Below are 21,590 nucleotides of genomic sequence, written 5' to 3' on the forward strand. Positions count from 1 at the left end.
CCGCTCAGTGGCGGGTGCGGCGGCGGACGATGTGACCGACGACGGCGGGGATCCAGCCCGTCTCGCCCCGCATCCAGCGGCCCGCCACGAGGTTGTGCGGGACGACGACGAACGACCCCTTGAAGCCCTCGGTCAGCGCCAGGTCAGTGCCGAAGACATCGGTGACAACCTGCCAGTCGAGGTCGGTGTGGCGGTCGAGGTGCTCGCCGATGCCCACGGCGTACCGCTCGACGATGGCGGCGTGGTCGGGGCGGCCGTCCTCGGGCGCGGCCGACCACGCGGCATACTCCCGGTCCAGGCCGGCACTGAGGGAGTCGAGGTCGTCGACGTCGACCCCGTCGGCGGTCAAGGAGGCGAGGGCGGCGGCGATCCGGTCGCGCTCAGCATCTCCGAGCGGTTCGACGATCGGACGCAGTGAGGCACCCGGGTCGAGCGTGTCGCCGGCGTCCGGGAGGGTGCGCTCCTTTGGCTCGGGCGCCTCGGTGTCCGAGTCGCCGCGGCCCCGACCGAACCACGCCATGGCCGCGGCCTACTTGACCGTGGCCGAGCCCGAGTCGGCGACGAGCTGCTTGCCCGCGCCCTGCCACGCCTTCATGCCGCCGTCGAGGTTGGCCACGTCGAACCCCTGCTGGGACAGCCACGCGACCGCCCGCGAGGAACGTCCGCCTCCGCGGCAGGTCACCGCGAGCGTGCCCGCGTCGGTGTCGGGCAGCTCATCGAGGCGGCTCGGCAGCTCGCCCAGCGGGATGTGGACGGCACCCGGCGCGTGCCCGGCGTCCCATTCGTCCTGCTCCCGCACGTCGAGGAGGACCGCATGGTCGTGGACGTCCGTGACGGGCACCTGGGGGATGGTCATGCCCACCATGAAACACCCCTCACCCGAGCACGCGGAAATCCGGTGGGCAGCGGTTCTTCAGGAGGCGGGCCTCGGTCCGCGGGGCCGCACCGCAGTTTGCGGCCAAGCTCTGGGCCTACGGGCCCTCGGCGAGCAGTTGCCCTTCACTCTTCGTGATGATCGGAATGTCTCGCGTGGTGCTCAGCTGCTTCGGTAGGGAAGGGCTTTCGCGATCGACTTTGGTGAAGCTGGTCGAGGAGCTGTCGAGGGTGGCGTAGAGCCCAGCTGGGCCGCCGACGATGGCGTAGCCACCCGCGGGGGAGTTCTTCTGGTACATCGCCGGCGCGAGGAACATGACGTAGGGGCCTCCCTGGGCGGTTGCCGCTTTCCCGGTGACCTCATCCGTCCCGGGGCTCACGACGTCGATGGTCTTGCCGGATACCTTCCCCGAGAGGACCTTGATGACCTGGATGCGCACGTAGGGGGTTCCGGCCACTCCTGGCGCCGCTCTCCTGGAGGGCATCGGACGAACGAACTGCTCGCCAACTGGCTTGCCCAGGATGATGGCGCTGGCCTTGTCGGCCAACTGGGTGATCGAGGTGTATTCCTGGGCGCGACTTCCCTCCGAGACGATCCGGGGGATGTGGGGCTGATCGCTCGCGGCGGGATTGTTGCCGCTTGCGCAGCCTGCCAGGAGGGCCAGCGAGGCCAGGACCGCGGTGCCGACGAGGGGCTCAGTAGATCGCATTGATGCCTGCCTTGTCGTCGGAGCTCGGAGTGGTCACGGTGCGGGAGTCGTCGGGGTACATCAGGATTGCCCTGCTCGAGGCGTTGTGGGCCAGCCCAAAGGCGTGGCCGAGCTCGTGCGCGGCGACGCCCTGACGCTTGGCTGCGGTGTAGCCAGAAACCAGCGACCAGTTGAGCACCACTTCCATACCTCCTGAGGTCCAGCGGCCGCTCGTGCACGGCGGGGCGGATTGAACCGTTCCCGCTGCACGTGTGACGCCGGTCCAGGCGACGGTGTTCCCTCTGTTCTCGTTCAACCCAGTCAGGTTCGTCGTCGAACCATTGACCACGTACTTTGCCTGCACCGCAGCGTTGTTCCAGCTGGCTGCGGCACCCGACCACGCCGGGTATGACAGGTACGGCGAGGGCGCTCGCAGGTTCACTGTCGACGAGGACCATCGACACCCGAGGCTTGCGTATGCATGTGCTGGTGATGCCGTCAGGGCGCTCACCAGCGCGACGGTCGCCCCCATGGCCACCGACGTGGCCAACGCTCGTCGTACCCCTGTTCGTCGAATCATTCTCATTCCCCCATTGCGGCCCGCGGAAAACGCCTCCCGAAGGTGAACCCCCAAGCGGGGACGCGTGGACAGGGCAGCACGCTGTGGGGCCTACCTGTAAGACGCGCGGCACGCACAGATGTGACGGGGAGGGTTTGTCCGAGCTCGAGCGCCTTCGTCGAGCAGGTCACGAAGGCGAAAGCCCGCGCGGGTCGCGTCAGCGCTCGCTACTTCAGGAGGCGGGACATCCGTCGGTCGGCCAGCGGCTTGCCCCCGGTCTGGCAGGTTGCGCAGTACTGCAGCGACGAGTCGGCGAACGACACCTCGCGCACGATGTCGCCGCAGACCGGGCAGGTCTCGCCGGTGCGGCCGTGCACCCTCATTCCGGCGCGCTTGGCGTCCTTGAGCTCCTTGGCCGGCTTGCCCGAGGCCGTGGCGACGGCCGCCGCGAGCGTTTCCCGCAGCGCGGCGTACAAGCGGTCCACGGCCTCGTCGTCGAGGCTCGCGGCCATCGCGAACGGCGACATCTTGGCCACGTGCAGGATCTCGTCGGAGTAGGCGTTGCCGATCCCGGCGATGAAGCCCTGGTCGCGCAGCAGCCCCTTGATCTGTGCGCGTCGCCCCGACAGCAGCGTCCCGAACGCCTCGCGGGTGAACTCGTCGGCCATCGGGTCGGGTCCCAGGGACGCGATCCCCGGGACGTCGCGCGGGTCACGGACGAGGTAGGCAGCGAGGCGCTTCTTGGTGCCGGCCTCGGTGAGGTCGAAGCCGGACGCGTCGGAGAACCTGGCGCGCAGGGCGATCGGCGACTTGCCCGGGCGCAGCATCGTGGTGGGCATCGCGTCGGACCAGCGCAACCAGCCCGCGCGGGCGAGGTGGAAGACGAGGTGGATGCCGTCGCAGTCGATGTCGACGAACTTGCCATGTCGCGACACCGCGTCGACGGGCGCTCCGGTCAGGGCCTGAGGCGGCGGGTCGAACGTCTTCAGCACGGAGAAAGACCCGAGCTCGACCCCGGTCACGGCCAGCCCGACGATCCGCTCGGCGAGGAAGTCGACGAGCGCCTGGACCTCGGGCAGCTCCGGCATCGCGCCAAGTTTGTCAGAGATCGGCAGCGGATCCCCGAGAATGCCCGACGCGGCCGGACCCCTTGCGCCCCGGTGCGACCATGGAGCCATGACGACGACGGCCGCCCCCCACGAGCTGCTGCGCCTCAAGTCGCACATGGGGCGGCTGGCGCTGGCCACCACGGTCCTGGGCAGCGGCATGGCACTGCTCGACGGCACCATCGTCAACGTGGCGCTGCCCACGATCGGCCGTGAGCTCCATGCCGACCTCGCGGGGCTGCAGTGGGTGGTGAACGCCTACGCGCTGACGCTGGCCGCCTTCATCCTGCTCGGCGGCTCGCTGGGGGACCGGTTCGGGCGACGAGCGATGTATGCCGTGGGCGTGGGCGGGTTCGGCTGCGCCTCGGCGCTCTGCGCCCTGTCCCCGACGGTCGAGGTGCTCATCGCGGCCCGCGCGATCCAGGGCCTGTGCGCCGCCCTGCTGGTCCCGGGCAGCCTCGCGATCCTGCAGGCGTCCTTCCACCGGGAGGACCGGATGGCCGCGATCGGTGCGTGGACGGGCCTGCTCGGCGTCGCCACGGCGTCCGGGCCGGTCGTCGGCGGCTGGCTCGTCGAGCGCAACTGGACCTGGGCCTTCTGGCTCAACGTGCCGCTGGCGGTCGTGGTCGTCGTGCTGGCCCTCAAGTTCGTGCCCGAGTCACGAAACCCGCTGGCCAGCAAGCACATCGACGTGGCAGGGGTGACCCTGGCGGTCGTCGGGCTGGCCGGCCTCACCTACGGACTGACGTCACTGTCCGATGGCGTCAGCGCACCCGGCCTGGCCGTCGGCTGCCTCGGGGTGCTCGCCCTGGGCGCGTTCGTCTGGGCCGAGATGCACAGCCACGACCCGATGGTGCCGCCGTCCTTGTTCGCCAACCGGGTGTTCAGCACCATCAACCTGGTCACCCTCCTGGTCTATGCGGGCCTGGCTGCCGCGTTGTTGTTCCTCGTGCTGTTCCTGCAGACCGTGGCGGGCTGGTCCGCGCTCTCCGCGGGAGCCGCGACGCTGCCCCTCAGCGTCGTCATGCTGGCCTTCGCCGGCCGGTTCGGGAGACTGGCGGCGAAGTCCAGCCCTCGCCCGTTCATGATCGCCGGAACCCTCGTCGCAGCAGGGGGATTCGTGTTGCTGGCCATGGCGCGCAGGGACGCGTCGTACCTCATCGACGTGTTCCCCGGGATCACCCTCGTCGGGGTCGGCCTCGCCATGACGGTCGCGCCCCTGACCGGCACCGTGCTCGCCGCGGCGCCGGACGAGCTCGCGGGCACCGCGAGTGGCGTCAACAACGCGGTGGCCCGGACGGCGGGCCTGCTCGCCATCGCGGCGCTGCCCCCGCTGGTCGGGCTGGGGGGCGCCGACTACGCCTCGCCCGGCGCCCTCGCACCCGCATACCGGCTCGCGATGCTGATCTGCGCGGCCCTGCTGGTCGGTGGCGCCGCCCTGACCGCCTTCGGCCTGGCTGACCGCAAGACGCCCTGCGCGGACTCGCCGCACCTCGACGTCACCGCTCGCTAGCCAGCCCTCGCCAGACAGCCCCCGAGCCCGGACCCGGGTCACCCACCCATGCCGAGGACGAGCTGCAGCTGGCGCAGCAGCCCGTACCCGTCGCCGGCGCGGCATACGGGCACCGCCTGCTCGTGGCGACCCCGGGCGAACTCCTCCAACGACACGGGTATGCCGTGCGACAGCACCTGCTCGCTCGGTGTCAGCTCGCGGATGGCGATGGCGGCGACCGTGCCGGGTCGCTGTTCGGCGAAGTCGCCGTAGATCTTGGGGTCGTGCTGTCCGTCGTCCCCGACGAGCACCCAGCGGATGTGCGGGAACTCGTTGGCCAGGCGGTGCAGACAGGCCTGCTTGTGCTCCTGTCCGGACCGGAACCACCCGGTGTTGGTGGGCCCCCAGTCGGTGAGCAGGAGGGGTCCCGGCGGGTAGCCGTGGCGCCGCAGGAACCTGGTCAGGGTCGGAGCGGTGTTCCAGGCCCCGGTGGAGACGTACATCATCGGGGCGCCGGGGTGAAGTTCGAGCAGCTCGCGGTACATCGTCGCCATCCCGGGCACGACGTGGCGGGCGTTCTCGTTCTTCACGAAGGTGTTCCACGCCGCGATCATGGGGCGGGGCAGCGAGGTCGAGATGACCGTGTCGTCGATGTCGCTGATCAGCCCGAACGTCTGGTCGTCGCCGACGATCATCACGGCCGCCACCACATCCTCGGCGTCGAGCGCCGTCACCCTCACCTCGTGCCAGCCGGGCGCCAGTCCGTGGTCCTTCACCTTGGTGTCGATGTAGCCGCTGCGGTCGCTGCGCGTGTGCACGGTCTTGGCACCGACGGTGATCGTCACCGGCACGTTCATCGCGGGGGCGGTGACGAAGGCGCGCCAGCCGCGGCGCTCCTCCTCGGCGGACCGGAGCTCCGCGGTGGAGGCACCCGCGTCGGCGCGTTCCGCATGCTCGGGCCGGCGGGTCAGCAGCACCCGACCGAGCACGCGGGCGAACTCCTGGGAGCCATAGCCGGTGTGGGCCACGATCCGCGTCTGCCAGCCACGGCGGCGCAGTGTCGCGTCGACCCGGCGGTGCCAGGCATCCTCGACGATGGAGGCGGCATGTGGTCGGGCCATGGACAGACCCTATGGCCTCGTGAGCACTGTCCTGAACTGGTCGACCAGTCGATCACGGCTCGCGCCGGGACCATCGAACTCGAAGATCTGCTCGCCGCGGCTGGCGATCAGCAGGGGACCGCCGTCCAGGTCGAAGTCCTTGGCCAGCTCGAAGTCCTCGGTGGCCAGCTCACGGGCGCGTCCGCTGGCCGCGAACAGCTCGATGGCTGGACCGTCGAGACCCAGACCTGCGCAGATCGACTCGAGCACACCCGGTGCGTCGAGCGGTCGTCCGCCCACGAAGTAGGCGTGCTGCACGGCCCCCAGGACCGTCGACACGGGCAGCTCGCCCGCCGCCAGCAGGGCGATGAGGCAGGCAGCGGGTGCGTTGCCGGCATACCGGCCGGACTGCACGATCTCGACGTCGACGAGCGAGCAAGCGGCACTGAGCACCGCGCTCACCGAGGGCAGGTAGGCCCACGACGCGGGGTCGTAGATGTCCATGACGTAGACGAGCAGCGTCGAGGAGTCGGCGCTCCACGGCGGCACGCGTCCGGCCGACCCGAGGACGAACCGGGCCGGGACGCCGTGGCCTGAGGCACGGCCGAGACCAGGAGCTCGGGCGAAGCCGGGGGCGCGACCGGGGGCACGGCCATGGCCTGGGGCGCGACTGTGGCCGTGGTCGCAATGCTGGCCCAGACCGGTGAACCGCCCGGGGCAGTCGCTGCCCGCGCCACGGCAGGAACGGGGGGTACCGCTCATCTCGCAAACCTCCTGGGCACCACTGCCCGTGGATGGCGGCCCCGGTACCCAAAAAAGCAACCGGGATGGCCGTGTGGCCAAACCCGGTTGCTTCAGGTGGTGTCGAGACTAGCTCACAGCGCCTCGGAACGCGAGGATCGAGCTTCCGCGACGATCTGGGCGGCCAGCACCCGCAGCTTGAGGTTCTGCTCCTGGGACTGGCGACGGAGCAGCTCGAACGCCACGATCTCGCTGATCGAGTGGCGGCCCATGAGCACGCCCTTGGCCTGCTCGATGACCGCACGGCTGGCCATGGCCTGCTCCATCTGGGCGGCCACCTCACGGGCACCGGCGATCTGCACCGCTGCTGCGAGCGCGTCGGCCGCGCGAGCGGCAGCCATCCGCACCAGCACCAGGTCGCTGTGGTCGAACGCGTGCCGCGCGTAGCCGTAGAGGTTGAGCGCGCCGAACCGCCGACCGCCCGACTCCAGGGGCAGTGCGAGCAGCGACTGCACCTCGCCGACGTCACACCCCGCCATGAAGGCAGGCCAGCGTTCCTCGCCACCCGCGAAGTCGACGAGGTTCTCCCGGCCGTTGCGGAAGGCGTCCAGACAGGGCCCGTCACCGACCGCGTACTGCACGGCGTCGATCTCGAGCGTCCCCGCCGTGGTGTATGCCGCGGTGCGCGGCCGGTCCTCCATGACCACCGTGACGCCCACGGCGTCGCAGCCGTCGATGTTGGCGTTGACCGCAGCCACCAGCCGGTCGAGGTAGGGCGCGAGGTCGTCGAGCCCCTCGAGGGAGCCGGCCAGCTCTGCCATCAGCTGCTGGGCCGCGGCCAGGCTGCGGTTGCTGGCGGCGTCGTGGAGCGCCTCGGCCTCCCGGGCGTCCTGGTCGGTGATCCGCGACATGTCGGGGGTGATGTCGGGGACGATTTCAGGGACGATTTCAGGGGTGACGGCAGGCGTGAGGTCCGGCGTGATGTCTGAGACGATCTCCGGGGGCAGCTCCGGGACGGAGGCCAGTTCGGGCATGGGCGTTCCTTGAGGCGTGGTGGTGTTCAGGGTCACCGTACCCGCAGGTCCGCCGCCCGGTGCGAGGGTTAGATGTTCTCCATGGCAGGCCCACGACACCTGGCCGGTGGCACCCGGTGAGCGAGCAGCCCCCGGCGGTGTTCCGCAAGGGCAGCGCGTCGGCCCCTGACGGCTACTTCCGCTGGGAGGCCGCCGGGTTGGCGTGGCTCGCCGACGCCGCGGGAGGGGTGGACGTCGTCCCCGTACTCGACGTCGGCGCAGATCATCTCGACCTGCGCCAGCTCACCTTCGCAAACCCCGATCCGGCGATGGCGGAGGCCTTCGGTGCGGCGCTCGCGCGGACCCACGATGCCGGCGCCACGGCATACGGAAGCCCGCCGGACGGCTGGGAGGGTGACGGGTTCCTCGGCCCGGCAGCCCAGGTGCTGCCCCTGTCGTTGCGTGCCAGCGAGACGTGGGGCGAGTTCTATGCCGAGCAGCGGCTGCTGCCCCTGCTGTCGATGGGGGTCGATAGGGGTATCTACCACCGATCCGAGACAGGCCTGTTCGAGCAGGTGCTGCGCCGGCTGGCCCACGGCGAGTTCGACGACGGGGCGCCGCCGGCCCGCATCCACGGTGACCTGTGGTCGGGCAACATCGCCTGGACCCCCCAGGGAGGGGTCCTGATCGACCCGGCCGCGCACGGCGGGCACCGCGAGACCGACCTGGCGATGCTGTCGTTGTTCGGGTGTCCGCACTGGGACTTCGTGATCGGCGGCTACCTGGACCAGCACCGCCTCGACGGGCAGTGGCGGCAGCGGGTGGCCCTGCACCAGCTGCACCCCCTGATGGTGCACGGGATCCTCTTCGGTGCCGACTACCCCCGTCGAGCAGTGGAGCTGGCTCGCCGCTACCGGTAAGGGTCGGTCAGGAGCTCACGCGCTCACGAGCTCAGCAGACCGCGCAGGAAGGCGGCCTGGCCCACGTGTTGCTGGTCGTCGTTGACCACGCTGACCAGCCGCACCCCGAGCGTGACCGGCGGGTCCCAGCGCTCGTCGACGATGCGCCCGAGGTCATCGGGAGTGAGCGGCCTGACGTAGTCGACCGTTGCGGCGTGCACCGCATCGAGGTACCCGACCAGGTGTTCCGCACTGAGGCCGCGCACCCCGGCCACCTCGTCGGGAGTGTGGCCGTAGCCCGTGTCAGCCGCGTCGAAGGGCAGCCCGAACCGCTCGTACCAGCCCGCACTCGTCCACACCTGCTCCCGGTCGGCGACTGCCGCGATGTGGTCGTCCTGGATACGGGTCAGGTGCCAGACCAGCCACCCGATCGAGTTTGCGCTCGGGGTCGGCCGCTGGGCGAGCTGCTCTGCCGACAAGCCACTGACAGCGGCCTCGGCACCCTGCCGGATCCGGGTGAAGGCGTCGACGAGCAGGTCACCGAGGGTCATGTCCGGATCCTAGGCCCGCCGCGCCCGGACGGTCCGGGAGCAGCAGGGCCGAGTCCCCGAACTCGTGCCAGAGGTAGCCACCCCGGGCCGCCTCGTCGTAGGCGCGCTGGGTCAGCTCTCGCCCGGCGACGGCCTCGACGAGGAGCAGGTGCGAGGCCTCCGGGTTGTGCCACCCGGTGACCAGGCCGTCCACGGTGCGCGGCGGGTCCTCGCGGGAGACCACGCGGGTCGTCCACCCGGACCTCGCGGTGAGCTCGCCGCTGCCCTCGTCGACGGCTGACTCGAGGGCGCGGGTCACCGTCGTGCCGACAGCCACGACGCGCCCCCCGCCTGCGCGGGTCGCGTTCACCAGCCGGGCCACGGTCGCCGACACCTCGAACCACTCGGGTTGCGGAGCCTCGCCCGCCTCCTGGGACGAGACCCCGGTGTGCAGGGTGACGGCTGCGACGCCTATGCCGGTGGCGACCAGCCTGGTCACCAGCTCGGGGCTGAACGGCCTTGCGGCGCTGGGCATCTCGGCGCTGCCCGGTCGACTGGCGAAGACCGTCTGGTAGGCCGACAGCGGGTAGCTCCTGTCCAGGTAGCCGTACGCGATCGGCCGTCCGTAGCGCACGAGGTGCTGTTCGAGCTGGCGCGGTCCGCTCACGGCCGCGCGCCAGAGCCGGTTGCCGCTGCCGGTGGGGGAGGAGCCATCCCGGGGGTAGGGCGCCAACAGGGTGAGCCGGCCGCCGGCCGGGAGGTCGAGCACCTCGCCCACCGCGGCGTCCAGGACCGCCCGCGACGCGTCCGGCGGCGTACGCAGCTCGACCACCCAGGTGCCGTCGTCGAGGCGTCCGGCCGCGTGCACCACCACCGGACCCCTCGCCCCGGCCCGCGCGTCGAACTCGGCCGCGAGGGTCGCCGAGTTGTTGACGACCACCAGGTCGCCCGGGGCGAGGTATGCCGGCAGGTCCCGGAAGTGCGCGTGTGCGACTCCCTGGCCCGTCACCACGAGCATCCGCACGGCGTCCCGGGCCACGCCTCGCTCTTCCGGGGGAGCGGGCGCCGTGGTGTCGTCAGGGCTGTCGAAACGCGTCAGCGGCAGCACCGAGAGGCGGGTCACGCCGGGACCCCCTGGTGGTCGGCGCCCGTGACGCCGGTCCCGGCAGGATCGGCGGAGGTCCCGGTCGGCGGGGCGAAGTCCACCGCTCGGTAGCGGCCGTTCACCGGCCGCCGGCGGAGCAGGGCTCGGATCGCCGGGACGACCGACTCGGGGAGCGGTCGGTCACTGATGTCCTCCCCGGGAAAGGCCGCCTGGTGCATGGCCGTGCGCATGTCCCCGGGGTCGACCGCGTAGGCCGCGAGCTCCGGGTTCTCGACGCCCAGCGTCAGGGTGAGGTGGTCGAGGGCGGCCTTCGACGCGGCATACGCGCCCCATCCTTCGTAGTGCTCCACGGCGGCGTCCGACGAGATCGACACGAGCGCACCACCGCAGGCGCGCAGCGTCGGTAGCACCAGCTGGGTGAGGGCGAGCGGGGCGGCGACGTTGGTGAGCCAGACGTCGCCGAGGGCGTCGGGACCGACGGCCGCCAAGGGCGGCAGCGGGGTGGGTCCCAGCGTGCTGGCGTTGTGCACCAACAGGTCCAGTCGCCCGGCCCTCGCCACCGCGTCAGCGAGCGCCTGGCGGTGAGCGGGGTCGGTCACGTCCCCGGGGACCGGGCTGACGCTGCCCGGGAGCGCGCCGACGGCGCGCTCCAGCCGGGTGGCGTCGCGGGCGTCGACGACGACGTGCCACCCGTCGGCTGCGAGGTCCTGGGTGAGTGCCAGGCCGAGGCCGGCCGAGCCACCCGTGACGAGGGCGGTGTGCATGGTGCCTCCAGTTGCGTTGTCCGACTGATGGAGCCATCATCAAAGTTAAAGTCAACTTGAAGTCAAGCGGCACCATCACGAGGAGTGAACCCGTGGACACGACCGATGTGCTCACCGTGTCCGAGGTCGCCGAGCGCAGTGGGTTCGCTGCCTCGGCGCTGCGCTACTACGAGCAGGAGGGGCTGATCGAGGCGTCGCGCACGGCCGGCGGTCAACGTCGTTACACGCGCAGCGTGCTGCGGCGGCTCGCCTTCATCAGGGCCGCGGGGAACGTCGGGCTGACCCTCGACGAGATCCGCCAGGAGCTGTCCGACCTGCCCGCCAACCGCACGCCGACCAAGGCCGACTGGCACCGGATCTCGGGCCACTGGCGGATCCGGCTCGACGAGCAGGTCGCGGCGCTGGAGGCGCTGCGCGACAAGCTCGACTCGTGCATCGGGTGTGGCTGCCTCTCGCTGCGGCAGTGCGGCATCTCCAACCCCGCCGACCTCGCCGCGTCCACCCCCGAGGCCCCCGGCGCCGCCTACCTGCCGCCCTTGCTGCGCAGACAACAACCCCGCTGAACCCAGACGGGACTCAGCGGCAACCCAAGTCAGTCCCAAGTGGCACCCAAGCAGGTGAGCCGACGCTGGTCCGACCAGCTCACACCTCGCTCACGAAGGACGACTCCCATGGCCCACACGCTCCACGCCACCGACGCCACCCCGCCCACCTGGCCGGAACAGCTCAGCTTCCCCGGGCAGGCGGCCGCCCACCCGGGCCCGGTCGACATGCTGATGATGTACGTGATGCACCACGGCTTCCGCCGGGACCTCGCGGCATTCGCCTCCGCCGCCGCCGCCACCCCAGCACAGGATCGGGCCACGTGGCGTGCGCTGGCCGGCCGGTGGGGGCTGTTCGCAGAGGTGCTGCACCACCACCACGCCGGGGAGGATGCAGGCCTCTGGCCGACCCTCCTCGAACGCGCCGACGAGGCCGACCGCCAGGTGCTGGAGGCCATGGAGGCCGAGCACGCTCAGATCGACCCGATCCTGACGGCGTGCGCCGCCGGCTTCGAGCGCCTCGCCGAGCACGCCGACGAGGACGCCAAGGCTGCATTGGCGGTGCGGCTCTGCGCCGCCCGGGAGAGCCTCGGTCGACACCTGGAGCACGAGGAGACCGCGGCGATCGAGATCATCCAGCGAGTGCTCACCCAGCAGGACTGGGAGCAGATCGAGGAGCGGCACTTCAAGGCCGGCCTGGCCCTTGCGCAGCTCCTCGCACTCGTGCCCTGGTGCGCCCACGGCGTTCCCGGTCCGCTGCGCCGTCAGGTGTTCGCCACGACGGGGCGTGCGAACCAGGTCCTGTGGCTGCTCACTCGTCGCGGCTTCGAGCGCCGGGAGAGGCGAGCCTTCCGCTACCTCGACGCCGCCTGACCGGCACCGCGCGAGCGCAACGACTAGAAGGCGTCGCGACTAGAAGGCGTAGCGGTCCCGCTGGTTGCGCAGCCACTGCGCGGCCAGCGGGATCTGCCATTCCTCGCACAGCTCCAGCGCGCGATCGGCGTGCCTGCCGGCAAGCTCGGTCTCCCCGACTGCCGCAGCCGCGTGCGCCAGGTAGGCATCCACCGGCCCCATGGCGTTGCCCGAGCCGGCACAACAGGAGTACCCGGTGAACGGCGCGAGGCGGTCGTAGGCCGCGGAGGCCATCGCGTGGTCGTCCAGGCCGAGCGAGGCCTCGGCGGCGGCACACCAGTTGAGCATGGAGAACCAGTCGTCGTCGTCGAGGCGGACGGCATGGGTCGCGGCATACTCACGGGCGCGATCCAGCTCCCCGGCCCGCAGCCAGAAGACCAGCATCGTCGAGGCCAACGGCAGCACGCTGTGCGCCGAGAACTGCTCGAGGAGGGGCGCCACCTCGCGCGAGCGGCCCTGCCACAGCCGCAGCGACAAGCGGGCGCCGGCGGTGGCGTCCTCGGTCTGCGACAGCGTCATCTCCTGGTCCAGCCTGACGATCTCGTCCATCCGCTCGACGCACTCCTCGAACCGCCCTGCCATCGCCAGCCAGGGCAGCTCCATGCTGTCCAGCACGATGAGGCCGTAGGGCAGGCGCAACCGCTGGGCCCAGTCGCGCGCCACCGCGGCGTGCTCCCACATCTCGTCGACCATCCCGAGCTCGGCGGCCACCACGGCGCGCAGCGTGGTCGTCACGACATACGCGCGCTCGTTGCCGAGCCGGTGGGCGAGCTCCATGCCCTCGGTGACCAGGTCCCGGCGCAAGCGTGCCGTCGAGGTCCGCCAGACGGCGACGAATGCGAGCTGGCAGGCATCGAGCAGCAGGGAGTCTTCGCCGATCCGCCTCGCCATGGCCAGACCCTCCTCGACCAGCGCCATGCGCTCCTCGAAGGTGGAGCCGTAGTAGATCTCGAGGGCCAGGCCCAACATCACGCGGCAGCGCAGGCCTCCGTCGACGGCGGGCAACCCGGCGAGCGCGCGTCGCAACGCCTCCACGACCGTGGCGTTGACGGTGCCGTGGGGTCCGGACTGCCATAGGGCCCCCACGGACGTCACGGTGGCGGCGCGACCGAGCAGCTCGACGTCAGCCAGCTCGTCCGCGACCGACACCGCCTCCTCGGCGGTGGCCACCAGCCCTTCCCAGTCACCCGACCAGCGTTGGGCGTCGGCGAGGTCCATCAGCACGTCGTACCGCTCACGCGCAGTCGAGTCCGGGTCCAGCGGCAGGGTGTCGAGCGCCGACCGGAGCAGGTCGGCGGACTCCTCGTAGGCGTGCAGCCGCCTTGCCAGGGCCGCGGCGCTGACAGCCGCCAGCCAGGCGCGCGAGGCGTGGGACGGACCCGCGGCGAGCCAGTGCCGCGCCACCTCGGTCTCCCGTCCGGGTTGGCGCGCAAGCGATGCCGCCACGCGAGCGTGGGCTCGAGCCCGACGGGCGACAGGGATGCCGGCATAGATCGTGTCCCGCACCAGCGCGTGACCGAACAGGTACCGGTCGATACCGTCCTCGCGGACCAGTCCCGCCGTGAGCGCCGGGTCGAGGTGGTCGAGCAGGTCCTCCTCCTCGGCGCGCGAGACTGCGGCGAGGGTCGCGAGGTCGAACTGCCGCCCCACCAACGCAGCCCAGCGCAGCGCCGACAGGCTCTCCTCGGGGAGCCTGGTCAGCCGTCGGGCGAGCACGTCGTGCACCGCGGCAGGCGGGTGCGCCTCGGCGAGCAGGCCGGAGAGGTCGCCACCCTCGCGTGCCAGCCGGGCGTACTCCACGAGGAAGAACGGGTTGCCGTCGGTCCGCTGGCGCAGCGATGCGGCCTCGGCGGTGGAGGGCGTCGACTCGCTGACGGCCTCCACGACCTGGGCGGCCTCGTCGGCGGTGAGCCCGTGCAGGTCGATCCGCACGGCGTGCCGACGGGCGAAGGTCTCCACCGCGTCGAGCAGCGCGTCCGTGGGTTCGGGGTGGCTGCGCCAGGTGCCGAGGATGAGCAGCCTGCCCTGCTGCTGGGTCTCGGCGAGCAGTCGCAGCACGCGCAGAGAGGCGACGTCGGCCCAGTGCAGGTCGTCCAGCAGCACCACGATCGTCCGCCCGGTGGCCGCCTCGGCCACGGTTCCCGCGATGGCCTCCCAGGTGCGGAACCGGCCGCCACCGTCCTCGTCCCGATCGGTCGACTCGGGCAGCTCCCGCCCGAGGCCGCGCAGCACCTGCTGCCACGGCCACAGCGGAGGTGCGCCATCGTCCTGTGAACACCGTCCGAGCAGCACCGTCGCGCCGCGCTCGCCGGCGACACGGGCCAGCTCGCCGGCCAGGCGGCTCTTGCCGATGCCCGGCTCACCGACGAGCGCGGCGAGGGCGACGGTGCCCGAGTCGGCCTGGTCCAGCGCGCGGACGAGCTCGGCCAGCTCGGTGGAGCGTCCGACGAGAGGCCACACCGGCAAGGTCGGGGCGAAGGACTGGATGCGCGCCGTGGTCGGCGCAGGGAAAGGCTCGGCCGCAGGGGAGCCTGTCGCCGGCCGCCACTCGAGGCGGGGGTCCTGGTTCAACACGGCCGTCTGGAGGTCGCGCAGCTCCTGGCCCGGTTCGAGGCCCAGCTCCTCGGCGAGCACGTCGCGGACCTCCCGCAGTGCGTCGAGCGCCTCGGCCTGGCGACCCGAGCGGGTGAGGGCCAGCGCGCGCAGCCCCCACAGACGTTCGCGCAGCGGGTATGCCGTGGTCAGCGCCTCGAGCTCACCGGCGACGGTGGCGTGCTGCCCCAGCTCCAGGGCGGCCACCGCCCGGTCCTCCAGGGCGACCACCCGCAGCTCCTCGAGCCGGGCACGTTCAGCCACCGCGAACGGCGCGTCCTCGAGCTCCAGGTAGGGCGTGCCCCGCCACAGCGCGAGCGCAGTGTCCAGCTCGGCCACGATCGAGCTCAGCTCCTCGGTGGTGAGCCCGCTGGCATCGTGCAGCCGCGCGAGCTGGCCGATACGACGATGCGCCCGGCTGACCGCCCGGTCGAACGCAGCAGCATCGAGGTCCTCCTCAGCCACCCGCAGCGCGTATCCCGGGGCGACCGTGACCAGGACCGTCGAGGGCGCCCGGGCCGCCCTGCCCGGTTCGAGGGCCCGGCGCAGACCGGCGACGTACGCCTGCAGCGTGCCATTCACCCCGGGCGGAGCGCCGTCCGCCCACAGCATGTCGACGAGGGCGTCCACGGACACCGGCCGACCGTGGTTCATCGCGAGTGCCGCGACCAGGGCACGCTGCTTGCGCGTGCCGAGGTCGACCGGGTCGTCACCCAGGTAGGCCTGCACTGCGCCGAGGACACCCACTCTCATTCGCCGTAGGTTACGCGCGGCGACCCGCTGTGCCACTCGGCTTTTCGACGCAGCCCCGGACTGCGCCGACAGACCGGTATGCCGCGTGGTCACCACGCGGCATACCGGTCCCGTCGCCCGTCCCGTCGCTCGTCCCGTCGGGAACCACGTCGGGAACCACGTCCGGAACCACGGCCGGAACCACGGCCGGAACCACGGCCAGGGTGGCTCAGTCGGTGACCCGCCCGTTCTCGACCAGCCGCGGGATGCGGTGGTTGCCCACGAACAGGCCGTGCGGGTCGACGGCGGAGCGAATTCCCTTCAGCTGCAACCAGGTCCGCTCGTCGTAGCCGGTCCGGGGATCCACGGCGGTCTCGGCGAAGTTGAGGTAGCTGCGCCCGTTCGACCAGGGCGACAGCACCGCGGTGAGCCGGTGGGCGTCCTGCTGACCTCGGGCGGCCATCTCCGGCGTCATCGCCATCGCACCGGCGAAGGCGACGAACTGAGCGTCGAACTTGGACAGCGCGCCGCCCCCCTCGTGCTCCCGCCCCAGCGCACCACCGAGCTGGCGCAGCTCGGCCATGAGCAGCGATGACGTCGAGCCCTGTCCCACCTCGGACAGGAAGGCGTCGACGGCCTCGTCCGGGAAGGACCCCAGCATCGCCGAGTCGGACACCACGGGGGTCGGCCCTTCGGGGTCCATGTGCAGTCGCACCAGCGACCGCGCGGGCACCCGACCGAACGTGTCGATCTCCGGCGACAGGGCCCGCAGGTCCGCGATGGCCGCCGCGCCTGCCTCGTCCGAGCCGAGGACCGCCCCGTCGATCACGACGACCGAACGTCCCCGCAGCATCTCCGGGATGTCCGGCACCGGCGGCAGGTTGAGGATCCGGAACGACGTCGTGACGTCGTCGGGCGCGCCCGGAGCCCACTGCGCCCAGCGGCGCAGCACGGGTTCGGCGAGCTCGCGGTCCCAGATGAGCATGCCCGCGAAGGCCGTCTCGATGGCGTAGAGGCGGAACTCCAGGGCGGTGACGACACCGAAGCTGCCACCCCCACCCCGCAGGGCCCAGAAGAGCTCCGCGTTGCGGTGCGCATCGGCGCGGACGTGCTCCCCGTCGGCCGTGACCAGCTCGACGGCGGTGAGGCTGTTGGTCGCGAGGCCGAGTCGGCGGGCGTACCAGCCGATGCCCCCGCCGAGGGAGTAGCCGGCGATACCGACGTCGGGCGAGCTGCCGTGCAGAGCTGCCAGGCCGTGGTCGCCTGCCGGCTCGGTGGCGTGCATCCAGAGCGCGCCGCCCTCGACGCGGGCGATCCGGCGCTGCGGGTCGATGCTCACCCCGGTCATGGCCGACGTGCGCAGGACGACGACGTCGTCCAGCCCCTGGGCGACGAGCGGGCCGGCGTTGTGCCCCGTGCTCTGGGGCGCGACTCTCAGCCCGGCTGCCGCGGCCGCACGGACCACCTGCTGGACCTGGGAGACCGAGGTCGGCTGCGCGACGGCGGCCGGCCGCTGGTCCAGGGCAGCGCTCCACGGCAGGCGTGCCGCGTCGTACCCGGGGTCGCCGGGCAGGTGGATCCCGCCGTCGCAGAGACCCCGCAAGGACTCGGCGGCAGTGCCTGAGATGGTGGGGCTCGAGGTGGTGGGGCTCGAGGTGGTGGGGCCTGAGGTGATCAGGTCGATGGTCATGGGTGTGACTCCTTGTTCCGCATGTCAGTAGGTGTGCGGAACACGGTGCACTCGCCCACTTGGGCAGCACTTGGAGCCGACTTGGGGTCGTCGGCGCGGTCAGGCGAGGCTCAGCGAGCGAGTACCCCTGGGCGCTCCACCGGTGCCGGCGCGGGAGTGCGCTCGACCCTCGTGCCGATGTCGGCCACGGTGTCGGTGAGCAACCTGACCAGGCGGTCGGCGACGTCGTCGACGCACGCGGTGGCGAGGCCCTCGACGGCATACGCGACCGTGTGCGGGGCAGTCTGGCGTCGGTAGGTGCGCTCACTCACCAGGGCGACGCGCGCGTAGCGCACTGCCCACGCGTGGGCGTCCGGCGCCGAGGCGAAGGCAGCCTCGCACCAGGCGTCCACGTCGCCGCGGACCGCGGGCCTGGTCGCCGCGAGGCGTTGCGCGGTCAACAGCCCGACGGCGAGGACGTTCTGGCGGCTCGACGGTGCTACCGGGAGCGCCGCGGCCGCCGCTCGGGTCGCGATCACCAGGTCGAGGTCGAGGTCCGTCCCGATGAGGCCGACGACGTCCGGGATGAGGGTCACCAACCTGGGGCGGTCCTCGTCGCCGAGCGAGTCGTTGACCATCCGCGCGAGGGCGGCCAGCAACGGGTGGGTGCAGGCCGGATGGTCGCTCCAGCGCTCGCCCGCGAGGAACGAGGCCATCTCCATGAAGCAAGCGCCCTTCCGCGGGTTGCGGTGGCGTCCGGCAGACAGGACGGGGACCAGCTCTGGCAGGGTCGTCTCGCGGCTCATCGCATCTCCCAGCGTGCGGTCGTGGTCACCCGCCACGCCGCCCTTTCCACTATGCGCCGGGGACGCGCCGGGCGCCACCCCTGGGTCGGGTCGAAGGCCGTCGGGCGCGCGCCGTCGTCGTCGGAGCCAAACCACGGCACCCGCAAAGGTGGCCTCATCCGGGTGGTGGAGAAGGCGGGCCGTCTGCTGCCGGATGTGACGTGGTCCCTGCGGTCGGACCATGGTGACTGCCGGGACGAGCCTCACAGAATCCTCGGCCCGGCGCCAGCTCTCGCCTGGATCAGGCCCCTGCGACAGGGAGTTCCGCATGACGGTCATCGAGCGCCTCTTCGACAATGCGTGGTACGTCGCCAACGCCTCACCGACGGCACGGGACCTGCTCGCCGCCGACGTGACGCGGGCCTGGATGGACCGGGAAGCCGCGATGAGCGACGCCGCGCGCGCCTGCAGCGTGGCGGGCGTGTCACCAGGCCGATCGGCGTTGGCCCTGTCCTTGAACAACGCAACGCAGGCGGCCTATGACCGGGCCAGGTCCCGGGCAGCCCAGGCCGCCCGCTGCACCGACATCGTCGGCGGCCACGCGTTCAGCCTGCGACGGGAGGTGCACCCGTACGGTGCCATGACCATCGAGGTCACCTCGTGCACGCTGGCCCGCCGGGCGTCGATGTCCCTCAGCGGTCCGGGGCAGGAGTGGAACGCGACGTTCTACGACCCGCAGAGCCGGCGCGAGCCGTTCTCGACCTCACTCGGCACCGCGCCGTGGGAAGCCCTGCACTCCGTGTGCGACTGGGTCGTCAGCGGTCAGCTCTGAGCCGTCTGTAGTGCTGAGCCGTCGGTCGGTCTGAGTCAGTCCCTGCCGAGGCTCGCGAAGTAGGGAGCCGAGACCGACCGGGGCACCACCATCGCCCAGGAGTCCAGCACGATCTCGGGAAGCCGGTCGAGGTCGAGGGCCGCGGTCCACGCCTCCACCCACTGGTAGCGCAGGTCCACCTGTCCCGGCAGGAAGAACACGTCGGGCGCCGACTCGACGAGCGCCAACCGCTCCTCACGGGGGAAGGCGAAGCCCATCTCGGTCTCGTCGCGGGAGAAGGCCAGCCACACGATGCTCCCCACGCGGAACTTCACCCGGTCGCGCACCAGCACCTCGTAGGCGCGTGGCAGCGGCGCCGCGAGACGGCGGACGTCGTCGACCGTGATGGGCACCCCACCACTGTCGCACTCAGCGGTGACAGCGCGGGCGGAGCGCTCGGCGGGCCTCAGCCCTCGGGGACGTTCGCGCGCAGCTCCTCGAGCCACGCCCGACCGGTGACGTCGGACGGCATACGCCAGTCTCCGCGCGGTGACAACGAGCCTCCCGCCACGACCTTCGGACCGTTGGGCAGCGCCGAGCGCTTGAACTGGTTGCTGAAGAACCGCTGCACGAAGACTTCCAGCCAGTGCCGGATCGTCGCGAGGTCGTATGCCGTGCGGCGGCTCTGCGGGTACCCCGCCGGCCACTCGCCCGACTCCGCGTCGGCCCAGGCGTGCATCGCCAGGAAGGCGATCTTGCTGGGGCGGTATCCCCGGCGCAGCACGTGGTAGAGGGTGAAGTCCTGCAACGCGTAGGGCCCGACGGAGTCCTCCGTGGACTGGAGCTTCTCGCCCGGCCTGGTCGGGACGAGCTCGGGGCTGATCTCCTGGTCGAGGATCTCGGTGAGGGTGCCGTTGACCGGGCCCTCGAACTGGCCACTGCTGACCACCCAGCGGATCAGGTGCTGCATCAACGTCTTGGGGACCCCGCTGTTGACGCCGTAGTGCGACATCTGGTCGCCGACCCCGTAGGTGCACCACCCGAGCGCGAGCTCCGACAGGTCCCCTGTACCGAGGACGATGCCGCCACGCTGGTTCGCGGCCCGGAAGAGGTAGTCCGTGCGCAGGCCGGCCTGGACGTTCTCGAAGGTCACGTCGTAGACCTCCTGGCCACGCCCGAACGGGTGGCCCAGGTCCCGGAGCATCTGGGTCGCCGCCGGCCTGATGTCCAGCTCCTCCCAAGTGATCCCGAGGGAGTCCATCAGGTGCACAGCGTTCTTCTTGGTGTCCTCGCTCGTCGCGAATCCCGGCATCGTGAGGCCGACGATGTCAGTGCGGGGCCTGCCCAGCCGGTCCATCGCCTTGGCCGCGACGATGAGCGCGTGCGTCGAGTCCAGCCCGCCGCTGACGCCGATGACGATCTTCGGCTGCCATGAGTCGGTGGCCATGGCTCGCAGTCGCTGCTCGAGCCCGGAGACCTGGATGTTGTAGGCCTCGTAGCAGTCGAGCGCCAGGCGGGCCTCGTCGTCGGGCACGAACGGGAACCGGTCGACCTTGCGGCGCAGCCCGATGTCTCCCGACGGCGGCTTCAGCGCGAAGCCGAGGGTGCGGAAGTCTGCGCCGTCGTTGGCGTCCACCCGCTCCGCGCGCCGGTTGTCGTCGAAGGAGCCCTGGCGGATGCGTTCCTGGCGGAGCCGGTCGAGGTCGACGTCGACGACGGTCGCCTGCGGTCCGTGCGGGAAGCGCTCGCTCTCACCGAGCAGGTCGCCCAGCTCGTAGACCATCGTCATGCCGTCCCACGACAGGTCGGTGGTGGACTCGCCCGCGGACGCCGCTGCATACAGGTAGGCCGCGTTGCAGCGCGTGCTCGCCGAGCGGGCGAGCAGGTGGCGGTCCTGCGCACGGCCGACCGTGATGGGGGAAGCCGAGAGGTTGGCCAGGACCGTCGCGCCGGCCAGCGCGGCCTTGGCACTCGGGGGGACCGGGACCCACATGTCCTCGCAGATCTCGACGTGCAGGGCCAGGCCTGGCACGTCGTCTGCCTCGAAGATGAGGTCGGGGCCGAAGGGGAGGTCGCCCTCCTCGTCGGCACCGGGCCAGTGCGGCGCGTGGAACCAGTCGCTGCGGGTGTCGTCGCCGGAGGCGAAGTGCCGCTTCTCGTAGAACTCGCGGTAGTTGGGCAACGTGGACTTCGGGACCACCCCCAGGACCTCGCCCCGGTGGATGACGACAGCGCAGTTGAACAGGCGGTTGCCGTGTCGCAGCGGCGCGCCCACCACGACGACGGGCAGCAGGGTCCTGGTCGCGGCGGCGACCGTGACCACGGCTCGGTCGACCTCGTCGAGGAGCACGTCCTGCAGCAGGAGGTCGTCGATGGCGTAGCCGGACAGGCTCAGCTCGGGGAAGAGGGCCACCGCGACCCCGTCGGCATGGTGCAGTCGGACCTGCTCGATGACGGCCCCGGCGTTGCGGGCGGGGTCGCCCGCGCTGACGGGCAGCGTGCAGGCGGCGACCCGGGCGAAGCCGTGGCGGTAGGCGGACGCGAAGTCCGACGATGAAGCCGCGTGGTCCATGGTGCGAGTCTGTCAGAGCGACGGGCTGCGGGATGGAGGTGCTCGGCACACCCTGTCCGGCTGGCACCGGGCATGCCGTGCATCCCGCCGGGGTGAGCGGGGTG

The 21,590-nt window shown here is 71.6% G+C and carries 21 protein-coding genes; 5 read left to right on the forward strand and 16 right to left on the reverse strand.

The genetic code is table 11. From position 1 onward, the window contains the following. Positions 1-4: 4 nt before the first annotated feature. The 5 genes from BJ986_RS06685 to BJ986_RS06705 all read right to left on the reverse strand — a co-directional run bounded on the left by BJ986_RS06685 (position 5) and on the right by BJ986_RS06705 (position 3,209). A complete protein-coding gene (locus BJ986_RS06685; RefSeq protein WP_179421272.1) occupies positions 5-520 on the reverse strand; it encodes a DUF3806 domain-containing protein in 516 nt (171 codons plus the stop codon). Between the two features lie 9 nt (positions 521-529). Continuing rightward, the gene (locus BJ986_RS06690; protein ID WP_179421273.1) at positions 530-865 is read right to left on the reverse strand and encodes a rhodanese-like domain-containing protein; all 336 of its coding nucleotides are present in this window, start codon (positions 863-865) and stop codon (positions 530-532) included. A 106-nt stretch (positions 866-971) separates the two neighbouring features. Then, complete coding sequence (locus tag BJ986_RS06695; protein ID WP_179421274.1) at positions 972-1,583, reverse strand: hypothetical protein; 612 nt, start codon at positions 1,581-1,583, stop codon at positions 972-974. After that, positions 1,570-1,770 carry a matrixin family metalloprotease gene (locus BJ986_RS06700; RefSeq protein WP_179421275.1) on the reverse strand — a complete coding sequence of 67 codons (201 nt, stop codon included), beginning with the start codon at positions 1,768-1,770 and terminating at the stop codon, positions 1,570-1,572. The genes BJ986_RS06695 and BJ986_RS06700 overlap by 14 nt, the downstream gene beginning before the upstream one ends. A gap of 578 nt (positions 1,771-2,348) precedes the next feature. Next, the gene (locus BJ986_RS06705; RefSeq protein WP_179421276.1) at positions 2,349-3,209 is read right to left on the reverse strand and encodes an Fpg/Nei family DNA glycosylase; all 861 of its coding nucleotides are present in this window, start codon (positions 3,207-3,209) and stop codon (positions 2,349-2,351) included. A gap of 88 nt (positions 3,210-3,297) precedes the next feature. On the opposite strand from BJ986_RS06705, the gene BJ986_RS06710 reads away from it, so the two are divergent. Then, entirely contained in the window at positions 3,298-4,740 is a 1,443-nt protein-coding gene (locus BJ986_RS06710; RefSeq protein WP_179421277.1) for an MFS transporter, read from the forward strand. A gap of 38 nt (positions 4,741-4,778) precedes the next feature. Here the strand turns inward: BJ986_RS06710 and BJ986_RS06715 are convergent, their stop codons facing one another. The 3 genes from BJ986_RS06715 to BJ986_RS06725 form a co-directional block, all read right to left on the reverse strand. Further along, on the reverse strand, positions 4,779-5,840 hold the full coding sequence (locus BJ986_RS06715; protein ID WP_179421278.1) for an App1 family protein: 1,062 nt from the start codon (positions 5,838-5,840) through the stop codon (positions 4,779-4,781). A 9-nt stretch (positions 5,841-5,849) separates the two neighbouring features. Beyond that, positions 5,850-6,581, reverse strand: coding sequence for a hypothetical protein (locus BJ986_RS06720; protein WP_179421279.1), 732 nt, complete (start codon positions 6,579-6,581; stop codon positions 5,850-5,852). Positions 6,582-6,694: 113 nt separating this feature from the next. Next, positions 6,695-7,594: a GAF and ANTAR domain-containing protein gene (locus BJ986_RS06725; protein WP_179421280.1), complete on the reverse strand. Its 900-nt coding sequence runs from the start codon at positions 7,592-7,594 to the stop codon at positions 6,695-6,697. 116 nt (positions 7,595-7,710) lie between these two features. Between BJ986_RS06725 and BJ986_RS06730 the strand changes: the two genes are divergently transcribed. Continuing rightward, positions 7,711-8,493, forward strand: coding sequence for a fructosamine kinase family protein (locus tag BJ986_RS06730; protein WP_179421281.1), 783 nt, complete (start codon positions 7,711-7,713; stop codon positions 8,491-8,493). Between the two features lie 23 nt (positions 8,494-8,516). Here the strand turns inward: BJ986_RS06730 and BJ986_RS06735 are convergent, their stop codons facing one another. Genes BJ986_RS06735 through BJ986_RS06745 form a run of 3 tightly spaced genes read right to left on the reverse strand, consistent with a single transcriptional unit; the run spans position 8,517 to position 10,871 of the window. Continuing rightward, positions 8,517-9,023 carry a mycothiol transferase gene (locus BJ986_RS06735; RefSeq protein ID WP_179421282.1) on the reverse strand — a complete coding sequence of 169 codons (507 nt, stop codon included), beginning with the start codon at positions 9,021-9,023 and terminating at the stop codon, positions 8,517-8,519. Next, positions 9,010-10,125: an S-adenosylmethionine:tRNA ribosyltransferase-isomerase gene (locus tag BJ986_RS06740; RefSeq protein ID WP_179421283.1), complete on the reverse strand. Its 1,116-nt coding sequence runs from the start codon at positions 10,123-10,125 to the stop codon at positions 9,010-9,012. Before BJ986_RS06740 ends, BJ986_RS06735 begins: the two co-directional genes overlap by 14 nt. After that, a complete protein-coding gene (locus BJ986_RS06745) occupies positions 10,122-10,871 on the reverse strand; it encodes an SDR family NAD(P)-dependent oxidoreductase (protein WP_179421284.1) in 750 nt (249 codons plus the stop codon). Before BJ986_RS06745 ends, BJ986_RS06740 begins: the two co-directional genes overlap by 4 nt. A gap of 92 nt (positions 10,872-10,963) precedes the next feature. On the opposite strand from BJ986_RS06745, the gene soxR reads away from it, so the two are divergent. Continuing rightward, entirely contained in the window at positions 10,964-11,434 is a 471-nt protein-coding gene (gene soxR, locus BJ986_RS06750) for a redox-sensitive transcriptional activator SoxR (RefSeq protein WP_179421285.1), read from the forward strand. 108 nt (positions 11,435-11,542) lie between these two features. After that, on the forward strand, positions 11,543-12,286 hold the full coding sequence (locus BJ986_RS06755) for a hemerythrin domain-containing protein (RefSeq protein WP_179421286.1): 744 nt from the start codon (positions 11,543-11,545) through the stop codon (positions 12,284-12,286). A gap of 39 nt (positions 12,287-12,325) precedes the next feature. Here BJ986_RS06755 and BJ986_RS06760 read toward each other — a convergent pair whose 3' ends face one another. From BJ986_RS06760 to BJ986_RS06770, 3 genes are all read right to left on the reverse strand, one after another. Next, positions 12,326-15,670 carry an ATP-binding protein gene (locus BJ986_RS06760; protein WP_179421287.1) on the reverse strand — a complete coding sequence of 1,115 codons (3,345 nt, stop codon included), beginning with the start codon at positions 15,668-15,670 and terminating at the stop codon, positions 12,326-12,328. A gap of 208 nt (positions 15,671-15,878) precedes the next feature. Beyond that, on the reverse strand, positions 15,879-17,339 hold the full coding sequence (locus BJ986_RS06765) for an FAD-binding oxidoreductase (protein ID WP_179421288.1): 1,461 nt from the start codon (positions 17,337-17,339) through the stop codon (positions 15,879-15,881). Positions 17,340-17,449: 110 nt separating this feature from the next. Further along, positions 17,450-18,124, reverse strand: a complete 675-nt coding sequence (locus BJ986_RS06770) for a hypothetical protein (protein ID WP_179421289.1) — start codon at positions 18,122-18,124, stop codon at positions 17,450-17,452. Positions 18,125-18,431: 307 nt separating this feature from the next. Here BJ986_RS06770 and BJ986_RS06775 point away from each other — a divergent pair, with 307 nt between their 5' ends. Beyond that, complete coding sequence (locus BJ986_RS06775; protein ID WP_179421290.1) at positions 18,432-18,935, forward strand: hypothetical protein; 504 nt, start codon at positions 18,432-18,434, stop codon at positions 18,933-18,935. A gap of 35 nt (positions 18,936-18,970) precedes the next feature. On the opposite strand, the gene BJ986_RS06780 is transcribed toward BJ986_RS06775, so the two are convergent. Next, positions 18,971-19,327, reverse strand: coding sequence for an MmcQ/YjbR family DNA-binding protein (locus BJ986_RS06780; protein ID WP_179421291.1), 357 nt, complete (start codon positions 19,325-19,327; stop codon positions 18,971-18,973). Between the two features lie 53 nt (positions 19,328-19,380). After that, a complete protein-coding gene (locus tag BJ986_RS06785) occupies positions 19,381-21,486 on the reverse strand; it encodes an NAD(+) synthase (protein ID WP_179421292.1) in 2,106 nt (701 codons plus the stop codon). Between the last annotated feature and the right edge of the window lie 104 nt (positions 21,487-21,590).

Source organism: Pedococcus badiiscoriae, assembly GCF_013408925.1.
GTDB classification, from domain to species: domain Bacteria; phylum Actinomycetota; class Actinomycetes; order Actinomycetales; family Dermatophilaceae; genus Pedococcus; species Pedococcus badiiscoriae.

Bases quoted from the DNA above. Each gene is read 5' to 3' on its own strand.
- BJ986_RS06685 (WP_179421272.1), bottom strand. From the start codon at position 520: ATGGCGTGGTTCGGTCGGGGCCGCGGCGACTCGGACACCGAGGCGCCC.
- BJ986_RS06690 (WP_179421273.1), bottom strand. From the start codon at position 865: ATGGTGGGCATGACCATCCCCCAGGTGCCCGTCACGGACGTCCACGAC.
- BJ986_RS06695 (WP_179421274.1), bottom strand. From the start codon at position 1,583: ATGCGATCTACTGAGCCCCTCGTCGGCACCGCGGTCCTGGCCTCGCTG.
- BJ986_RS06700 (WP_179421275.1), bottom strand. From the start codon at position 1,770: ATGGAAGTGGTGCTCAACTGGTCGCTGGTTTCTGGCTACACCGCAGCC.
- BJ986_RS06705 (WP_179421276.1), bottom strand. From the start codon at position 3,209: ATGCCGGAGCTGCCCGAGGTCCAGGCGCTCGTCGACTTCCTCGCCGAG.
- BJ986_RS06710 (WP_179421277.1), top strand. From the start codon at position 3,298: ATGACGACGACGGCCGCCCCCCACGAGCTGCTGCGCCTCAAGTCGCAC.
- BJ986_RS06715 (WP_179421278.1), bottom strand. From the start codon at position 5,840: ATGGCCCGACCACATGCCGCCTCCATCGTCGAGGATGCCTGGCACCGC.
- BJ986_RS06720 (WP_179421279.1), bottom strand. From the start codon at position 6,581: ATGAGCGGTACCCCCCGTTCCTGCCGTGGCGCGGGCAGCGACTGCCCC.
- BJ986_RS06725 (WP_179421280.1), bottom strand. From the start codon at position 7,594: ATGCCCGAACTGGCCTCCGTCCCGGAGCTGCCCCCGGAGATCGTCTCA.
- BJ986_RS06735 (WP_179421282.1), bottom strand. From the start codon at position 9,023: ATGACCCTCGGTGACCTGCTCGTCGACGCCTTCACCCGGATCCGGCAG.
- BJ986_RS06745 (WP_179421284.1), bottom strand. From the start codon at position 10,871: ATGCACACCGCCCTCGTCACGGGTGGCTCGGCCGGCCTCGGCCTGGCA.
- BJ986_RS06755 (WP_179421286.1), top strand. From the start codon at position 11,543: ATGGCCCACACGCTCCACGCCACCGACGCCACCCCGCCCACCTGGCCG.
- BJ986_RS06760 (WP_179421287.1), bottom strand. From the start codon at position 15,670: ATGAGAGTGGGTGTCCTCGGCGCAGTGCAGGCCTACCTGGGTGACGAC.
- BJ986_RS06765 (WP_179421288.1), bottom strand. From the start codon at position 17,339: ATGACCATCGACCTGATCACCTCAGGCCCCACCACCTCGAGCCCCACC.
- BJ986_RS06770 (WP_179421289.1), bottom strand. From the start codon at position 18,124: ATGAGCCGCGAGACGACCCTGCCAGAGCTGGTCCCCGTCCTGTCTGCC.
- BJ986_RS06775 (WP_179421290.1), top strand. From the start codon at position 18,432: ATGACGGTCATCGAGCGCCTCTTCGACAATGCGTGGTACGTCGCCAAC.
- BJ986_RS06785 (WP_179421292.1), bottom strand. From the start codon at position 21,486: ATGGACCACGCGGCTTCATCGTCGGACTTCGCGTCCGCCTACCGCCAC.